This is a genomic window from Devosia sp. Leaf64 (genome assembly GCF_001421945.1).
Classification (GTDB): Bacteria; Pseudomonadota; Alphaproteobacteria; order Rhizobiales; family Devosiaceae; genus Devosia.
This window is the reverse complement of sequence record NZ_LMLO01000024.1, coordinates 489,937-507,239: the sequence shown is the minus strand read 5'-3', so window position 1 is coordinate 507,239 and position 17,303 is coordinate 489,937. Positions and strand designations below refer to the sequence as shown.

Annotated in this window: 16 protein-coding genes and 1 other RNA gene; 6 read left to right on the top strand and 11 right to left on the bottom strand. The window is 61.3% G+C overall.

Annotated elements, in window-relative coordinates; genetic code table 11:
• The first annotated feature begins 26 nt into the window (after window positions 1–26).
• Window positions 27–899, top strand: coding sequence for a phosphoserine phosphatase SerB (serB, locus tag ASE94_RS20115; RefSeq protein ID WP_062631787.1), 873 nt, complete (start codon window positions 27–29; stop codon window positions 897–899).
• Between the two features lie 622 nt (window positions 900–1,521).
• Here serB and ASE94_RS20110 read toward each other — a convergent pair.
• From ASE94_RS20110 to ASE94_RS20075, 8 genes are all read right to left on the bottom strand, one after another.
• On the bottom strand, window positions 1,522–2,649 hold the full coding sequence (locus ASE94_RS20110; protein WP_062631786.1) for a protease modulator HflC: 1,128 nt from the start codon (window positions 2,647–2,649) through the stop codon (window positions 1,522–1,524).
• A gap of 2 nt (window positions 2,650–2,651) precedes the next feature.
• Window positions 2,652–3,788, bottom strand: coding sequence for an FtsH protease activity modulator HflK (gene hflK, locus ASE94_RS20105; RefSeq protein WP_061911040.1), 1,137 nt, complete (start codon window positions 3,786–3,788; stop codon window positions 2,652–2,654).
• A 63-nt stretch (window positions 3,789–3,851) separates the two neighbouring features.
• The gene (locus tag ASE94_RS20100; RefSeq protein WP_062631785.1) at window positions 3,852–4,376 is read right to left on the bottom strand and encodes a dihydrofolate reductase; all 525 of its coding nucleotides are present in this window, start codon (window positions 4,374–4,376) and stop codon (window positions 3,852–3,854) included.
• On the bottom strand, window positions 4,373–4,855 hold the full coding sequence (locus tag ASE94_RS20095) for a GNAT family N-acetyltransferase (protein ID WP_062631784.1): 483 nt from the start codon (window positions 4,853–4,855) through the stop codon (window positions 4,373–4,375). Before ASE94_RS20095 ends, ASE94_RS20100 begins: the two co-directional genes overlap by 4 nt.
• Window positions 4,856–4,858: 3 nt before the next feature.
• Window positions 4,859–5,872 carry a DUF4424 domain-containing protein gene (locus ASE94_RS20090; protein ID WP_062631783.1) on the bottom strand — a complete coding sequence of 338 codons (1,014 nt, stop codon included), beginning with the start codon at window positions 5,870–5,872 and terminating at the stop codon, window positions 4,859–4,861.
• Between the two features lie 70 nt (window positions 5,873–5,942).
• The gene (locus tag ASE94_RS20085) at window positions 5,943–6,272 is read right to left on the bottom strand and encodes a hypothetical protein (protein ID WP_062631782.1); all 330 of its coding nucleotides are present in this window, start codon (window positions 6,270–6,272) and stop codon (window positions 5,943–5,945) included.
• Window positions 6,269–7,063, bottom strand: a complete 795-nt coding sequence (locus ASE94_RS20080) for a thymidylate synthase (RefSeq protein ID WP_062631781.1) — start codon at window positions 7,061–7,063, stop codon at window positions 6,269–6,271. Before ASE94_RS20080 ends, ASE94_RS20085 begins: the two co-directional genes overlap by 4 nt.
• Window positions 7,064–7,072: 9 nt before the next feature.
• Window positions 7,073–7,645 (bottom strand): DUF1003 domain-containing protein, encoded by a 573-nt coding sequence (locus tag ASE94_RS20075; protein WP_062631780.1) that lies wholly within the window; start codon window positions 7,643–7,645, stop codon window positions 7,073–7,075.
• A 146-nt stretch (window positions 7,646–7,791) separates the two neighbouring features.
• Between ASE94_RS20075 and ASE94_RS20070 the strand changes: the two genes are divergently transcribed.
• Window positions 7,792–8,016 carry a YdeI/OmpD-associated family protein gene (locus ASE94_RS20070; protein ID WP_200913719.1) on the top strand — a complete coding sequence of 75 codons (225 nt, stop codon included), beginning with the start codon at window positions 7,792–7,794 and terminating at the stop codon, window positions 8,014–8,016.
• 59 nt (window positions 8,017–8,075) lie between these two features.
• Window positions 8,076–9,329 (top strand): hypothetical protein, encoded by a 1,254-nt coding sequence (locus ASE94_RS20065; RefSeq protein ID WP_062631849.1) that lies wholly within the window; start codon window positions 8,076–8,078, stop codon window positions 9,327–9,329.
• Here the strand turns inward: ASE94_RS20065 and ASE94_RS20060 are convergent.
• On the bottom strand, window positions 9,326–9,862 hold the full coding sequence (locus ASE94_RS20060) for a thermonuclease family protein (protein ID WP_082461342.1): 537 nt from the start codon (window positions 9,860–9,862) through the stop codon (window positions 9,326–9,328). The two genes, ASE94_RS20065 and ASE94_RS20060, sit on opposite strands and share 4 nt — an antisense overlap.
• A gap of 125 nt (window positions 9,863–9,987) precedes the next feature.
• On the opposite strand from ASE94_RS20060, the gene ssrA reads away from it, so the two are divergent.
• The 3 genes from ssrA (at window position 9,988) to ASE94_RS20045 (ending at window position 11,192) form a co-directional block, all read left to right on the top strand.
• Window positions 9,988–10,344: a transfer-messenger RNA gene (ssrA, locus tag ASE94_RS20055) on the top strand.
• A 112-nt stretch (window positions 10,345–10,456) separates the two neighbouring features.
• Window positions 10,457–10,954 carry an SspB family protein gene (locus ASE94_RS20050; RefSeq protein ID WP_062631779.1) on the top strand — a complete coding sequence of 166 codons (498 nt, stop codon included), beginning with the start codon at window positions 10,457–10,459 and terminating at the stop codon, window positions 10,952–10,954.
• A 13-nt stretch (window positions 10,955–10,967) separates the two neighbouring features.
• Window positions 10,968–11,192, top strand: coding sequence for a ribbon-helix-helix domain-containing protein (locus tag ASE94_RS20045; protein ID WP_062631778.1), 225 nt, complete (start codon window positions 10,968–10,970; stop codon window positions 11,190–11,192).
• Here ASE94_RS20045 and ASE94_RS20040 read toward each other — a convergent pair.
• A complete protein-coding gene (locus ASE94_RS20040; protein ID WP_062631777.1) occupies window positions 11,173–14,790 on the bottom strand; it encodes an AsmA family protein in 3,618 nt (1,205 codons plus the stop codon). The genes ASE94_RS20045 and ASE94_RS20040 overlap by 20 nt on opposite strands.
• A gap of 170 nt (window positions 14,791–14,960) precedes the next feature.
• A complete protein-coding gene (locus ASE94_RS20035; protein WP_062631776.1) occupies window positions 14,961–17,135 on the bottom strand; it encodes an esterase-like activity of phytase family protein in 2,175 nt (724 codons plus the stop codon).
• Between the last annotated feature and the right edge of the window lie 168 nt (window positions 17,136–17,303).

Sequence of the window (17,303 nt, the reverse complement as noted above, 5' to 3'; positions counted from 1 at the left end):
CTACTCCCCCGAAAGTCTCTTTTGCCATGCCGGTTCTCAGCCTCATTGCCAATCCTGCCGATTCCGAACTGGACGTTTCGCTCGCGGCGGCAGTCGTGCAGCAAACGGGCGGAGAACTCAACTGGCTGACCCATCAGGTCGCCTGCGATATTCTCGAACCCAAGGCGCCGAACGCGGCCGAAATCGCTCGCGAAATCATTGGCAGTCGCGCGGTCGACGTCAATATCGTGCCCTCCGAAGGCCGCCGTAAGCTGCTGCTGATTGCCGATATGGATTCGACGATGATCCAGCAGGAGTGCATTGACGAACTGGCGGCTGCCCTGGATTTGAAGCCGCAGGTTGCGGAGATCACCGAGCGCGCTATGCGGGGCGAGCTGGATTTTGCCGAGGCGCTCGATACGCGCGTAGCGCTGCTCAAGGGGCTGGAGCGCGCGACGATCGAAGCGATCCGCCGCGAGGCCATTACCTTGACCCCGGGCGGCCGAACGCTCGTCCACACGATGAAGGCCTATGGCGCCTATACCTCGCTGGTCTCGGGCGGCTTTACGTTCTTTGCCGACTATTTCTCCAAGCGCATCGGCTTTGATGAAGCGATCGCCAATGTGCTCGAATTCGATGGCGACGCGCTGACAGGGACGGTGCAAAAGCCCATCGTCGACAAGAACACCAAGCGTGAGCGGCTCGAGGCTTTGGTGGCCGAGCGCGGCTTGACGCTGGCGCAGACGGTTGCTGTCGGCGATGGCGCCAATGATCTCGACATGATCGGCATTGCCGGGTTTGGCGTGGCGCTCCATGCCAAACCTGCCGTTGCTGCTGCTGCCGGCTATCGGGTTGACCACGGTGATCTCACCGCACTGCTCTACCTGCAGGGGTATTCAGACGAAGATTTCGTGCGCTGAAGAACCGGACGTGCCGAAGCGCCGCCCAGCCTTTTGGCGTTGCGGTTTCACGGTGACGGGCGGCCATTGGCTCTACCTCTTTAGACATTGGGAGCCAAAGGCCGCCCGTCACAGGATCCGGAGTTTGCAGCGGGTCCGGGATCAGGCGCGAACGTTATTTCAGTCGCGGCTGCCGTATTTCAACTCCCCGCCCGGATAGGCGCCCCCATCCACCGGCCATTCCGCCCGACCCTGCGTGGGGGCCGTGTGACTGGCGGAATGGGTGGAGTATGGGCGAGGTTTTGGGGCGCGGGGAAAAGATGGATAAGTTTTTTGGGGGGGTTAGGGCCTTCGGTCACATCGCACCCTCCTTACCATTTGCCCCCTTTTCTCCTTGAGGGAGAAGGTGCCCGAAGGGTCATAGAATTTGCGAGCGAATTCGATTGGGATGAGGGGTTAGCCATCTCATCACACGCTTTCTCTGCGGAGGAGAGAGACCCCTCACCCTGCAATTCTGCTGAACGCAGAATTGCTGTCCCTCTCCCTCAAGGGGCGAGGGATGGGCCGGTGGGTGGGGAAAGACTGCCCACAAACAAAAAGCCCGGCATTTCTGCCGGGCTTTTCTCATATCGTCGGGTCCAGACTAACCGCCGGTGCCCGTTGCCGGGGCCGGTGTGGTGGCTGGAGCAGGCGTGGTGGTTGCCGGAGCTTCCACCGGTGCCGGGGCTTCCGTGCCGACCGTGGGGGTCAGTTCGGAGCCGTCTTCCAGCGTGACGGCTGGAGGGGCGATCGTCTCTTCGATGCCGAGGCCATCAAGAGCGGGTTCCGTGCTTGGCAGCGCGCTTTCGGGAACTGGCTGCGGCGCGATAGGCGTCGCAAAGTTCGTGTTGGCGGCCGGCAGTTCGCCGCTCGAACCGAAGTAGCGGAAGAAGGCGCTATCGGGCGAGAGGACCATGGTCGTGCCGGTGTTCGAGAGAGCCGTGCGATACGATTCCATCGAGCGGTAGAACTCGAAGAATTCGGGATCCTGACCGTACGCAGCCGCGAAGATGCGGTTGCGTTCGGCGTCACCCGTACCACGGATGATTTCGGCGTCACGCGTGGCGGCAGCGACGATTTCGACAGCCTGACGATCAGCGATAGCGCGAAGGCTCTGGGCCTGCTCTTCACCGCGAGCGCGGAGGAGTGCCGCTTCGGCAAGACGTTCGGCGCGCATACGCTCGAAGGTCGTGGCCGAAACGTCGGCATCGAGATCGGTCCTTAGGATACGCACGTCGACGACATCGACGCCGATTTCAGCAAGATCCGGACGGATAAGGTCACGGGTTTCCTGCATCATCTGGGCGCGCTGGTCCGAGAGAGCCGCGTTGAATTCGCGTGCCGCATAGACCTGGCGAAGGGCCGAGTCGAGGTTGGCTCCGATACGATCTTCGACCACCGAAAGCTGGCCGGTGGCGCGCTGACGGAAGAGACGAGCGTCTGCAATGCGGTAGGTCAGGAAGGCATCGACCTGATAGAAGGCGTTGCCCGAAACCTGAACGCGCATATTGGCGATATCGTAGCGCAGGAGCCGGTCCTCGACGAGCTGGACGCGATCGACGAAATCGGTCGGGATCTTGAAGTAGACGCCCGGCTCGGTGCGGATATCGGTGATCTGGCCAAAGCGCGTGACAATGGCCTGCTCACGCTCATCGACCACGTAGATCGAGGAGAAGAGGACGTAGAGCGCCGCAACGATGACGGCACCGATGATAAAGAGGCGGTTCGTCATGATCAGTTCCCCGTCGCGTTCGGCGTGGTTGTCGTCGTGGTCCGCGAACGGAGCTCAGGCAACGGCAAGTAGGGAACGACACCGGAACCATTGGCACCGCTTTCGATCAGCACCTTTTCGGAGCCGCCGAGAACCTCTTCCATGGTTTCGAGATAGAGACGCTGACGCGTCACCTCAGGCGCATTGACGTATTCGGCATAGACGGCGTTGAAACGCTCGGCTTCACCGGTTGCTTCCTGCACCACGCGGTTGGTGTAAGCGGCAGCGTCTTCGCGCTGAGCCGCCGCACGACCACGGGCATCGCCGAGGAGCGTATTGGCGTAAGAGCGGGCTTCTTCCTGAAGACGGGTTTCGTCCTGGCGGGCACGCTGCACTTCGTTGAAGGCGTCGATGACTTCTGCAGGCGGGCCGGCGTTTTCGATTAGCACCTGCGAAACGTTTACGCCGAGGCCATAGCTTTCGGCGACGTTGCGGATGATCCCGAGCACTTCCTGCTGAATGCCGGCGCGGTCGTCGCTATAGACTTCCTGAGCCGGACGGCGGCCGACGACTTCGCGCATGGCGCTTTCGGCGGCGTAGCGGATCATGGCTTCCTGATCGCGCACGTTGAACAGATAGGCGATCGGATCGTTGACGGCCCAGAAGACCGAGAACTGAACGCTGACGATATTCTGATCGCCCGAAAGCATCATGCCTTCGCTCGCCGGCGCATTGTTCGCCTGGGGGCGGTTCGATGTGGGCGTGGCATTGGAATTGGCCGTGCCGATCTGGGTCTGGTTGAGCGTCAGGGGAACGCGTTCCACCGTTTCGATCGGCCAGATCAGGAAATGCAGGCCTTCGCCGGAGAGTTCGGGCTTGGGCGAACCGAAGCGCAGCTCGACGCCGACTTCACTCGAATTGATCGTATAGACCGAATTGACGCCCCAGAAGGCGAGCAGCGCGACAACGGCGCCGACAATCGCCCAGCGACCGCCGGGCACACCGCCGCGAAACTGGTCGCGACCGCGATTGAGAATTTCCTCGAGATTGGGAGTGTTTCCACCGGGACGGCGCGGGCCGCCGCCACCTCCACCGGGTGCCTGGCCCCAGGGACCGCCATTATTGCGGCCACCTCCGCCTCCATTATTCTCCCAAGGCATCTCGTTCCTTTCGGTTCCTGCGCATTGTCGTTGGAAACATATATAGGCAAGGCTTGAGAACGATCAATGCGTGGGCTTGGACCGTCTTTCGTAGACTTTTATCACATAGGGCGCCGGGTCCTTGTCGGACGGGGTGACCGGGGGCTCGTCGACAACAGCCCAGATTTCGGGGTCGATGGCCGGAAAATGCACGTCGCCTGAGGGTTCGAGGTCGACATGGGTGATGTAAAGCCGGTCGGCCGAGAGCAGCGCCTGCGCGTATATGTCGCCCCCGCCGATGACCATAATTTCATCGGCGCCAAGGGCGTTTGCCTGGGTTTCCGCATCCGCGAAGGCAGCGTCGAAGTTATGGACGACGGTCACGCCCTCTGCCGCGTAGTTGCTTTGGCGCGTGACGACGATATGTGGGCGACCGGGCAAGGGTTTGGGGAAGGTCTCGAATTGCTTGCGGCCCATGATCATGGGCTTGCCCATGGTCGTCGCCTTGAACCAGGCGAAATCAGACGGGATACGCCAGGGCATGTCCCCGTCCCGGCCGATGACGCCGTTGCGCGCGACAGCAGCGATGAGCGAGCGGCGGATGGTCATGATTTGCCGAGCGCCTCGAGCGCTGCCCCATCGATGCGCACCTTGGTCCACTCGTCCTGCATGACGCCACCCTGGCTCTTGTAGAATTTGATCGAAGGCTCGTTCCAATCGAGCACCCACCACTCGAAGCGCCCGAGCTTTTCGCTGACGCAGCGCTGCGCCAGATGGACGAGCAGCGCCTTGCCGAGACCTTTGCCACGCAGGTTTGGGTCAACATAGAGGTCTTCGAGCCAGATGCCGTGGCGACCCTGGAAGGTCGAGTAGGTGTAGAACCAGAGCGCGAAGCCGACTGGTTTTCCGTCCCATTCGGCGATGTCGCAAAAAACCTTGGGCGCTGGACCAAAGAGATCACGCGCCAAATCGGCTTCGCTCGCCTCTACTTCATGCAAGAGCTGTTCGTATTCGGCGAGATCGCGCACGAATTGCAATATGATGGCTTCGTCGCCGGGAATGGCGGCGCGGATGACGAGGTTGGTCAAGGCTTACTGGTCTTCCTGGCGGACAAGGATCAGGACGTTGATCTCGTCTTCGGGGAAGAAATCGGTTTTGACCATTTCGAAGGTGGTCGGGCCGATCTTCTTGATATCGTCGCCGCAGAAGGAGACGAGATTGTCTACGCTGCCCTTATCGACGACGAGGCGGAATTTGCCGATGCTGCCGCCGGCCCAATTGCCGCCCGTCGTCAGGATGTAGGAAATCCAGCTTTCGGTGAACGGAGCGGACCAAAGATCCTTGGGGTCATTGAGCGTCTTGCGGACGGCGGAGCGGAAGCCGTCATCGGTGCAATAGCGCTCGCGATATTCGGCGCCGGGATCATAGCCGTCTGACGGTTCGGCGAGCATGGAAACGCCGACCGTGCCGCCGACGCTGGGTTTATAGCGATGTTCGACGGTGACGGTTTCGCCGGCTGGGAAGGTGGCGTTCCAGGTATAGGTGGCGCGATAGGACCAGCTTGGCCAGAAGTGCTTTTCCCAGCCCTGCCCCGCGTCATATTCGTCCGGGATGACCATGCCGAGATAAAGCAGGTTTGCCTTGTCCTCCTCGCTGAGCGCGTCAGTGGCGCTCATGGCTTCGTCGGTGAAGGGAACGATGGGCAGATCAAGCTGACGCACGAGCTTGGTGCGATCGACGCCGGCGGAATAGGCATATTCGTGAAGTTCGGCGTCGACGGGTTGGCCGTTGAAGGTCGTCTGGAACTCGAAGAGATTATCGGCCGGGCCGGTCGGGTAGGAAACGGGCGAGAACGGGTTCGGCACGATCTCGGGCATCGGGAAGGCGACGAGCACATCCTGATCGGTGTCGGAATTGTTCTTGAACGTATAGGTGACGCGAATTTCGTCCATGGAGATGAAAAGCTCTTCGCTTTCCATGGAGATATCGCCGTGCTGGACGAAGTCGAGCCCGCCCGTGGTCAGCACCGCGGAGGTGTCGTTGGCAAGTGCCGGCAGGCTCAGGCAACCCAGCGCGATGGCACTGGCAAGGGGACGGATCAGCACTGTCTCTCTCCCGAAAATCAAAGGCTTAGCGGCAAGATCGGACTCTCGCCCACAACATCCGGCAAGGGTTTTAGCCGGTTTCGCCGTCGCGGCGAAGATAGGCAAACCATTTTCTATCAAGCGCTGCGTCGAGGTCGATGCCGTGGCGCTGGGCGTAGAGAAGGAGGAAGGCGAGGAGATCGGCGGCTTCGTCATCGCGGCGCGCGGTGATCTCCGCGTCGGTAAAATCCTTGCGGCGGCCGCGATTGGTCAGGCGCAGATGCTCGGCGATGAGTTCGCCCAGCTCTTCCTGCATCTTGAGCGCATACCAATCGTCATCGCGCTGAACACCGGTCTCGGCCGCATACATGTCCGAGACACGCGCGACGAGGGTCGTAAGTTCAGCGAGCGAGCGGGTCATACCGCGACGTCGCCCTTGATATGCGGATGGGGATCGTAGCCTTCGAAGACAAAATCCTCGTAGACGAAATCCTCGAGCCGCTTGCGCTCGGGGTTCATGATGAGCTTGGGGAGCGGCCGCGGCTCTCGCGTGAGCTGCAGGCGTGCCTGCTCGAAATGATTGTTGTAGAGGTGCACATCGCCGAAGGAGTGGACGAAATCGCCGACTTCGAGCCCTGTCACCTGCGCCATCATGTGCGTGAGGAGTGCGTACGACGCGATGTTGAAGGGGACGCCCAAGAAGGTGTCGGCGGAGCGCTGATAGAGCTGGCAGCTCAGCTTGCCATTGGCGACGTAGAACTGGAACAGGCAATGGCATGGCGGCAGCGCCATTTCATCGACTTCGGCCGGGTTCCAGGCGCTGACGATGTGGCGGCGGCTATCGGGCTTGGTGCGGATCGATTCGACGACATTGGCGAGCTGGTCGATATGGCGGCCATCCGGCGCGGGCCAGGAGCGCCACTGCGAGCCATAGACGGGGCCGAGGTCGCCGTTTTCGTCGGCCCACTCATCCCAGATCTTGACGCCCCGCTCCTGCAGCCAGCGCACATTAGTCTCACCACGGATGAACCAGAGAAGTTCATAGACGATGGATTTGAGGTGCAGCTTCTTCGTGGTGACCAGCGGGAAGCCCTTCGAAAGGTCGAAGCGCATCTGGTAGCCGAACAGGCTTCGCGTGCCGGTGCCGGTGCGGTCCGACTTGTCGGTGCCGTGTTCAAGGATATCGGAGAGGAGCTTGAGATAGGGCTGCATGACCCTACCCTACTTCGATTCCACCGCTTTGAGATGCCCCTCGACAAGCGTCGTCAACAGTTCGATTTGCTGCTGCTGCTTTTCGATCAGCTCGCGCATCTCGGCATTGCGCATCTGGTCGAGCTTTTCGTGAAGGGCCATGATCTCGATCTCGGCCTTCAGATTGACCTCGTAATCGTGGGCGGAGACCTCACGATCCTTCGCTGCCTGCCGGTTCTGGCTCATCATGATCACCGGCGCCTGGATGGCGGCGAGCATGGAGAGCATCAGGTTGAGGAAGATAAAGGGATAGGGATCGAACGCGTGGGACATCAGCGCGACGTTGAGCCCGGTCCAGAGCACGAGGAACACGCCGAAGCCACCGATGAAGGTCCAGGAGCCACCGAAGGCCGCGACGCCATCGGCGAGTTTTTGGCCAAGGGTGAGCCGATCATCGAAGGCAGCGTTTGGATCACGCGCGAGGGTCTGGCGGCGGATGGCCTTTTCGACGGCGCGGCGCTCGGTGGAGGTCAAGGCACTGAAGGCCTTGCCCATGAACGTCTCGGACGCATGATTGATCTTGGCTGATTTGTCGTTGGACATGGAAAGCTCGCTGCCATGGGCGGTAGGTGAATACCGCGCGATACGCTGACGCGGCATGTCAGCATATCCGTCTTAGGATCAACATGAACCTGTGAAAGGAAAGCATGATGAGCCCGGTTTTAAGACCTCTGCGCAAACGCGAGGACATGCCTGACTTCGTGCGGCAGGCGCTGGAGGAGCATGGGCCGATGGATGCCTATGCGGCGCGGCCGAATTACCAGCGCAACGACTATCTGCTCTGGATCAATAAGGCCAAGCTGGACGCGACGAAGGAGAAGCGGCTCAAGCAGATGCTGGACGAACTCGAAGGCGGCGGCGTCTATATGAAAATGTCCTGGAAGACGGAAAGCGAAAGCCCTTCGAAAGAATGAGAAAGACTTGCGCTTTCGCTTTCTGCCGTTAGGCTCCCTGGCAATAAGTGGAGGTAGGCATGCGGTGGATTCTGATTATGGCACTCCTCGTCAGCGCAGGAGGGCCGGCTATGGCCGAAGGCAATCGCATCGACATTCAGCGGCCAGACGCGCCTATGCTCGCGGCGCCCGGCGATCTAGCGATCGGGGTGCAGACGATCGAGCTGGTGCATGAGGGGCAGCCGGATGTTTTGACCGGCAATGGCGCGACATATGACCGGCCTTTGACGGTGGAAGTCTGGTATCCAGCCGACCTCAAAGGTGTAGCGCCGGGTGGCGACTATCTCAATGTGCAGATGGCCAATAGCGACCAGAAGATCACGCTGCATGGCCAGGCGGTTCGCGATGCGGAGCCGCTAAAAGCCAACGGCCCCTACCCGCTCGTCATTCTCTCGCATGGCTATCCCGGCAATCGCTTCCTGATCTCGCATTTCGGCGAGAACCTTGCGAGCAAGGGTTATGTTGTCGCCAGCATCGACCACTTCGAAAGCACTTATGAAAACCGGCTTGGCTTTGCCAGCACGCTGGCCAATCGTTCGCCGGACCAGCTTTTCGTGCTCGATCAAATCGCCGGTCTGTCGGCAGGATCGGATGGCTTCCTCAGCGGTCTCGTCGATGCCGATAATAGTGCAGTCATCGGCTATTCGATGGGCGGCTATGGCGCAGTTTTGACTGCAGGCGCTGGTTTGGCGGAAGCCGCCAATAATACCGGCATGGCGCCTGCCGAAGCGCTGGCGGGTCTGATGGCCGGATCGGAGGCTTTCACCGAAAGCCGCGATCCGCGCGTCAAGGCCGTCATTGCTATTGCCCCCTGGGGTGCGCAGGTTGGGCTTTGGGACGAGGCAGGCCTGGCAGGGATCAAGGTCCCTCTCTTTGTCATGGGCGGCACGCTCGACGAGGTGTCGAGCTATGAAAGCGGCATTCGCCAGATTTTCGAAGGCGCGACCAATTCGGATCGCTATCTGCTGACCTTCCAAGGCGCGGGCCACAATGCCGGAGCGCCCATGCCGCCACCTGACGAGGCGACGCAGGGCGGACCCGGCAGTCCCTTCGAGCACTATGCTGATTTTGTCTGGGCCAATGCGCGCATGAACAATATCGCTCAGCATTTCGCTACGGCGTTCCTCGGGCTACACCTTAAGGGCGACGCCGCGATGAGCAACTATCTGACGGTCGATGCGGACGACTGGACCATGCAAGCGGGCGATCGCACCTGGCCAGGCTTTACGGAGCGGACGACACGCGGCCTCGTGCTCGAGCACATGGCGCCCTAGCCGGCGCACCAATCAAGCCTGCGGCCTTGCCAGGGATGGGCGAGGCCTTCGGCAATAAGCGTGTTGCCGATGGAGGTTCCACCCTGCATGACTACGCGAAGTTTGCGGCCATAGCGATCTTCGTCGCGATCGGCGGCTGCGAGCGAAAAGCCGCCACTGCTCAATATCTGGCTGAGGCGCTCGGCTGCATGATGGCCAAGGCGCGCTTCAGCCGCACAAGAAGGACTGCCGGTCTCGGGCGTATTGATGTCGGCGATGCGGATTTTCTCGCCGTCGAGCCAGAACGTATCGCCATCGATAACGCAGGTTTTCCGAGGGCCGCTGCCGCAGAGCGGCAGGCTGCGCGCGGGAACTTCGGCGACGATTTCGGCCGGCGGATCGAGAAGAAACGAGGCCAGGCCCGTATCGCGAAGGCTTGCAGTGACGCCAAGCGCGATCAACGCGAGCGCGAAGGCTAGGACCGAGCCATCGGCCCAGCGCGGCAAGCGGCGACCGATGCGGATACCGCCGAGGATTCGCCTGCCTGTTGCCATCTGCCGCCAATCCCACGGAGAAAACTGCGTGGTTTGGCAGATGGCATCGGCGGGGTGTACTTTGGGTTAATGCGGAAGGGTCTCAGGCATCGGTGCGAAACCGGATGGGCAAAAAATCACTCCCGCTATTTGCATCGCGCGGACGGCTCGCCTATATAGGAACTGCCCTTCGGGGATATGGCGATAAATGGTCATTGTAATAAACCTTTCGGACCCGGGGGCAGTACCCGGCGTCTCCACCATCTCCCCTCGCTGAGAGGAGCCAATGGGGACGAAACAGGATCGACGAGGGCGTAAAGAGTGTGCTTTTGCTCGGTGAGGTACCACCGTTATCGGTCCAAAACTTATAGTTGCAAATGACAACAATAAGGCTCCAGTCGCTCTCGCTGCGTAAGCAGTGCTAGCATTGGGAAATTAAGTCCTCCACCCTTCGCCGGGTGACAGGCGGGGTTCGCAGGCACCTGGCAACAGAAGCCTGCACTTTCACCCTTTTCAGCACGCTCGTGGACGCCTTTGTTCTTGAAAATTTCCAGAACGTGGGGCTGATATGGGCCGTTCGGGATTCTCCTGGGCAGCGACGCGTTAGGAAGTAAAATGGCCGAAGACCACATGCGATATGACATTCTCGCTCAGGAAGCCCTGCGCGGCGTCGTGCGCAAGGTCCTTGCCGAAGTCTCCCGCACCGGTCTGCCCGGCGAGCACCATTTCTTCATTTCCTTTGCGACCCGCGCGCCCGGCGTACGCCTCAGCGAGAAACTGCTGACCCAGTACGACAAGGAAATGACCATCGTGCTGCAAAACCAGTATTGGGACCTCAAGGTCACCGAAACCGGTTTTGAAGTCGGCCTCAGCTTTGACGGTATTCCCGAAACGCTGGTCATCCCCTTTGCCGCCATCAAGGGCTTTTTCGACCCCTCCGTGCAGTTCGGCCTGCAGTTCGACCCGGCCACCGCCCCGCGCGAAGATGGCTCAGTCGAAGACGAAGCCGATGCAAAAGCAGAGCGCGCCGAACGCGGCGAAGGCGAAGCCGACGGCGCTGAACAGACAGGCGAAAAGGTCGTCAGCCTTGACGCCTTCCGCAAAAAGCCCTGATATCTAGCCGAGGATGCAGAAGCGCTCCTTCTCCATCGCCGGCCACCGCACCTCCATCGCGCTTGAGGCCGATTTTTGGACGGCCTTCGAAGAGATTGCGTCGCACCGCAAGCTGAGCCTTGCTGCGCTCGTGCGCGAAATCGACGAGACGCGAGAGGCGGCGAACCTCTCCTCCGTTATAAGGCTCCATATTCTGCGCTGGTATCGGGACCGCGCCGCTACTGCGCCGGCTGATTGACCGGACTGCCGCTGAAAATGTTGGGCCGGAAGGTTAGATCGAGCGGCTGGCTCGGCGTCGTTGTTTCTGGCGTCATGCTGAAGGGCGGGACCGGGTTAGTCGGCGTGGTCTGCGGCTGCTGGGCTTCCTGCGCCTGACGCGCCGCTTCTTCGGCGGCAGCCCGTGCAGCCGCTTCCGCCGCAGCCTGACGGCGCTGTTCCTCGATCAAACGATTGCGCGCTTCGGCTGCCTCGCGTTGGCGCGCTTCGTCTTCGAGGCGGAGTGCCTCAAGCCGGTCGACCTCCAGCTCATTGGCGCGAACCTGAATTGCGGCAACGAGTTCGCTTGTGTCCACGGTGACCACCGGAGCCGGCAGCGTGCCGCTCAGGCGGGCGATAACGCGCGCGGCGTCGTTCTCGATCAGACCCGATGGGTCGGTGAAGTTGAGCGGGGTCAAAACGAAGCTGCCGTTGAGCCCGAGGGTTTCGAGCGCCATATCGACGCCGCCGGCGAGGCGCGCATCGGTGCCATCGACGATGAGATTGGCGAGACGCACCGTGCCGCCGGCAATGGTGAAGGCCGTGGTGGCGGTGGGGGCGGTGAAGGCGCCCTGCCCCAGCGACTGATCGATGAGAATGTTGAGCGCATCGGCGTCGATATTGAGGACGTCGGTCAATTGGGAGAGCGCGGGGTAAACGCCAGGATTAAGGCGATCTGCCGAGAGACCGGCGACGGTGAAGTTTCCTTCGCCGGCGAGGCCCGCCATTACGTCGGCAAGCGACGCGCCGGTGCCTTCAAAACTGGTGCTGGCGGTCAAGCGCCCAGAAATGCCCGCAGTCGTTGCCGCGGGCGCAATGGCTTTGACATCGACATTGTCGAGCGAAACGCGGCCGGTGATGGTGCGATCGGTCAAGGGGCCGGCACAGCATTGGGAGAGAGCGGCCGTAACAGCGCCACCGCCGATCGAGCCGGTAAGGTTGGACATCGCCAGGTTCTGCTGGTCCCAGGTCAGATCGAACGCCGCATTGGCGAGCGACGCGTCGCCGAGGGTGATGGCGCCTGATGTAACCGCGATATTGCCCCGGCTTGGGCGCATTGACGTCGCGACCGCGAGCGGACCATCAGGCCATACACCACTGCCGGGTACAAGCGCTGCAGGGGAAAACAGCGCGGCGGCGAGACCTTGGCCGGAGAGACGATCAAACTTCAGCGCCCCATCGACGCTCATGCGTTGCGCGACCTGCGTCAGGGTAAGGTCACCCGAAAAGGCTGAACCCGTGCTGGAGCCGGCAATGCCTGAAATCGAGAGCTTCTGGAGGCCGGTAAAGGTGACCCCCGCACTTGCTTCCATACCGCCAAGTCCGACGCCGGTGGCGCCGACGAGGGCGGCGAGACCCGAACTATCGCTGAGCGACGCATCGATCGTCCCCGCCCCGCTCAATTCGCCTGGCGGCAAGGCGGACACCGAACCGGCATAGGCCAGCATTTCCTCGCCATGACTGAGAGAAACGCGTGTGTCATAGGCGCCGGCCTGGTTGCGCTCAGAGTATAGGCTGACAAAGGCAGGGCCATCCGTTGCAAAGAGCGGCACATCGGCGCCGAGAATTTGGTCGGACAGCGCTGTGCCATCGGTGGCATCGAGCGAGCCGATGATGCGGCTGGGCGCGGTTGAATTGGCATCAAAGTCGAGCGAGAGATCGAGCTTGCCGGCGCCGGCATCGCCATTGAGCGTCAGGCGCTGACTGCCGGCCTCATCGCCCGCAGCCAAGACGAAATCGAGCGCGGCAGGCGCGGAGCGGCCGATGTTGGGGCGCCAGGACGTCGGAACATTGAGATAGGAATAGAGCGCGTCGAGCGCTGGAGCTGTGGCCTCGGACACATCGACATGACCCGATCCGGTCAGCGATGGCGCGGTGAGCGTGCCGGCGAGGTCGCCTTTGGCATCCACCGCGACGCCGCCGAGATCGCTGCTGACGAGTTTAGAGAAACTGATGCCAGTCGGCGACCACGCGCCTTCGGCGACGAGATCGGATGCTTGAAGGCCCAAGACCCTGATGGTTTGAGTATCGAGCGAAAAGCTGCCTTCGGGGAAGCTGATGGCAAAGGTGCGGTCTGTGCTGGGATCGGGCAGCAAGGCGCCGAGGATAGCGCTGTCGCCTTGGCCCAGATCATCGAGGCGGCCGACGAGATCAAGCCGGGGCTCGGTGCCAAAACCGAGCCGGATTTCGAGCGCATGGGTCTTGCCGTTAAGCGCAAGGCGACCATGTGAGAACCCGAGGGCATCGCCAGCGAGCATCACCTGACCGGTCAATTCGGCCGGCACATTGAAGAGCGGCGTATTTTCCTCCGGCTTGCGCCAAAGCTGGCTCAGAGCATCAAGGCGCTGGGTGGCCAGGCTAAGATCGCCGTTGAAGCCGACAACGCCATTATCGTTGCGCAGCGCGCCGGACAGATTGAGCTTGGAATTGCCGGGCAGTTCGGCTTGAGCCCGGGCAATGGTCCAGATCGTGCCATTGGTGCTCGCGTCGATCCGCACATTGCGCAAAGCCGTGCCGCGAAGGCCGATCTCGGCAAGGTCGATCCCGACTTCGCCAGGGATGGGCGGCAGCGGTGGCGCGGGCAATTCGCCCAGGAGCCGCACCAGCTCATAGGGCATCTGGCTGCCATCTTCGTCGGCATCGCGCGGGGGAAGCGTGAATGCGCCGCCCGAGACCACCGCTTCGAACTTATTGCGCGCGCCAAGCTGGATGCTGGCCGCGCCGGTGAGACGCATGCCCGCCCGGTTTTCATCGAGCATGAGCGTATAGCCATTGAGAACGACGCGGTCCGTCGAGGCAGTAACCTTGCTCTCGAGCACGAGATTGCCGCGGATTTGCTCGGCATTTTCCGCGACCGGCGGCGCCTGCTTCAAGACCATCGTGCCATCGAACTTTGGCGCGACGCTGGCCGTGAGGGCGCCATCGAGGGTCAGCGATGTACCTGCAGCGCCATCGGATATGAAAGCGGAGACGCGAGCGGAGCCAGATTCGTCGACGGCGGCGCTATTGAGCCTCAAGCTATAAGACGCACCGTCGTGGCTGGCATTGCCCTGGAACTGGAACGGGCCAGCGAAACTTGCCAGCCGCAAATCGCCGGTGATGCTGGAAAGGACATAGCTGTCGCCGGAGCGCTGATCGGTCAGCGTCATGCGGCCGCCCTCGATCCGGGCCTGTTCGAGCGCCACACCATCGCCTGCGCCCGACAGGTCGATGCCGCTGACAAGAAGACCGCTCTCGTCGAGCGCCAGATCGATGGTCGGGTTCTTTAGCGTCAGCGCCGAGAGATTATATTGGTCGCGGAGAAATTCCATCAGCCCGAATTGGGCTTCGACGCTGCCTATGGTGGCGACAGGCTTATCGGCGGGGCCGATAATGACATCGGAAAAGGCAAGGCGCGGGGCGGGCAGCAGCGCAAAATCGATATCGCCGCGAATGGTGACTTCGGTGCCGAAAACACCTTCGGCGAGCAGTTCCATGCGATCGCGATAATCGCCCCAATGGATGAAGCGCGGCACGATGAAGGCGCCGGCAAGCGCCAGGATCAGGACCAGACCAACGATGATATAGATGCGGTTGAGCACGGCTTCTCGGACTGAATGTCAGATTCCCGCGGGAAGTGTAGGCACTTACCGCCCTTGCGCAAGTGGAGGTGCCATAAATCCTCTCGCAGAATCCAGCCTATCGAGCTGTCTCCCGCACAAATGATGATGGCCGGACCATTGCCCGGCCATCTCAGCAGTATTGCGGCAAACTATTCGAGATCGATGGACCAGAAGAGGGTCTCGCCCGAGGAGTCGTCGGTGCCGTCATTGTCGGTGATGACAAAGCCCTTGCCGGTCGAGTCGACGGCAAAGCTTTCGACCTTATCGAGGACATAGCCATTACTGGACGCGAGATCGGGGATCAGATCGCGGACCAGTTCCTTGGTGACAACCGGCAACTCGCCACCGAGTGCCGCACCCTTGAGATCGGCAACCGGCACGCGATAGATGGCCTTGAGGTCAGCTTTGTCGGCGATCTGGTTGTCGCGTTCGACAATGTAGGCATAGTCGCCATGGACGGTGATTTCGCTGAGGCCAACCCAGCCGCCTTCCGGCGCGGCTTCGAGCGGATAACGGACGGCAGCCCATTCCTTGGTGGCTGGGGTGTAGGACAGGAGCTTCACGAAGCCCTTTTCGTCGTCGCCCCATTCGCGCTGGACCGCGACCCAGAGGGTCAGGTCTTCGCCCGAACCGATCGCAGCGACGCCTTCGGCACCAAAGCGCTTCTGGCCGGCGAGGAGATCGACCGGGAAGCCGACTTCGGCCTGAATGGCGCCTTCGGCATCGACGTGGATCAGCGCATGCGGCACGAGCTTGTCGCTGTCGCCTTCATTGGCGAGCCAGAAACCACCTTCGCCGTCGAGCGTGATGCCTTCAAGATCGAGCTTCTGGGCAGTTTCGCCCTTGCGGGTGATGACGGTCTTCTTGACGATGCGGGCAGGCTGGGCGGTCGCGTCGATTTCGTAGATCGCCGGTTCGCCATAAAGCACGCTATCGCTGACGGCATATAGAATGCCGGGCTTTTCAGCATCGGCAACGGCGCCGGAAATGGCGGCCCAACCAATCGGCTGACCGTCAGCGTCGAGATCGGAGATGAGCTGCGGATAGGCGGGTTCGCCTTCGCCGAGCTCATAGATCATGACGTGCGAGCCGGCGAGACCATCTTCACGCAGATCGGCTTCGTTGGCCGTCGCGAGGAGATTGCGTTCCGGAATGGCGACGAGGCCTTCGGGAGAAATGCCCGAGTGGACGGATTGGACGAATTCGGGCTCGGCACCGGTGTCCTTGTAGATCGCGATCAGAGAGGCGCGTTCCTCGGCCACGAAGATGTACTTGGTTTCGCCGAAGGTAGCGACTTCCAGACCCTCGGGCTCGACGCCCTTCTTGTTGCGGAAATCGGGATAGTGGCCGAGCTGGGCGGCATTGACGTCGAGCGCATTGCCCGAGTCGAAGGCGATCGAACCATCGCGATTGAAAATGGTGAAGCCGCGTGAGCCGCCGTTCCAGTCGCCTTCATTGGCAATGATCAGGCGATCATTGTCGAGCCATTTAACGGCATCGGGCTCACGGGGAACGACCTTGAGGTCGGTCGAGAAGTCGATCTTGCCATCGTTCTTGGTATCGACACCGGCAACGCCGGTTTCGCCCGCTTCGAAGCCGCCAGTGACGGTGGCCGTCTTGGCGTCGACGATGACGACGTAATTGTTTTCCTGCATGGTGACGGCGACTTCGTCATTGTCGTTGAACGAGACGAATTCGGCTTCGGCATCTTCCGGCGCGATTTTAGAGAGGCCGGTGAGCTCGACCTTCTTGATCCCGGCTTCGGTTACAGCGCCGTTGTCCAGCGTGACGAGGGTCAGGTAGCCCGAGGGGGCCTGCGGGATAGCGCCGTCGTTCACGTCTTCATCGCGCTCGTTTTCGATGGCGATGGCAAGGACGGTGTTGTCCTTGTTGTGGGCGATGGAATCCGGCTGGCCGCCGAGCTCGAATTCGCCATCAACCGACTGGCCGGCGATATCGACGACAACGAGCTTGCCCGACGGTTCAGTGAAGGATTCAGAGGTGTTGACGGCCACATAGGCCTTGCCGCCGATGACGGTGACGGAGGTGGGCTCGCCACCCATGTCCAGATAGCCGGCTTGCTTCGGGGCCTTGGCGTCGGTGATATCGACAAAGCCGATGCCGCCATTGGGGCTATCGGAATAGATCAGCGTCATGCCGTCGTCGGTGGCGGTGATGATTTCGGCCGAAGTGGCTTCTGCTTCGGGCGCATTGAGCGCAACCGGGAAGCTCGAAACGCGATTGAAGTATTCGGCGGCGTGCGCGCCGGCTGTCGAAAGCAGCAGCGCTGCGGTCAGCGCGCCAAGATGCTTGGAAGCATGCATTTGCGGGTCCCCTGTAAGATGCCCGCTTCGCTTATGGTCGGCGCAAAACAAAGCCATGACGGGCTTGTGACGTTTGGGTGACGATCCCGGCTTCTATACATAGTCGCCTCGCATCCCTATATTGCGACGAGAACAAAATGAGATTCGTCAAGCTCGCCGCGCTGCCCC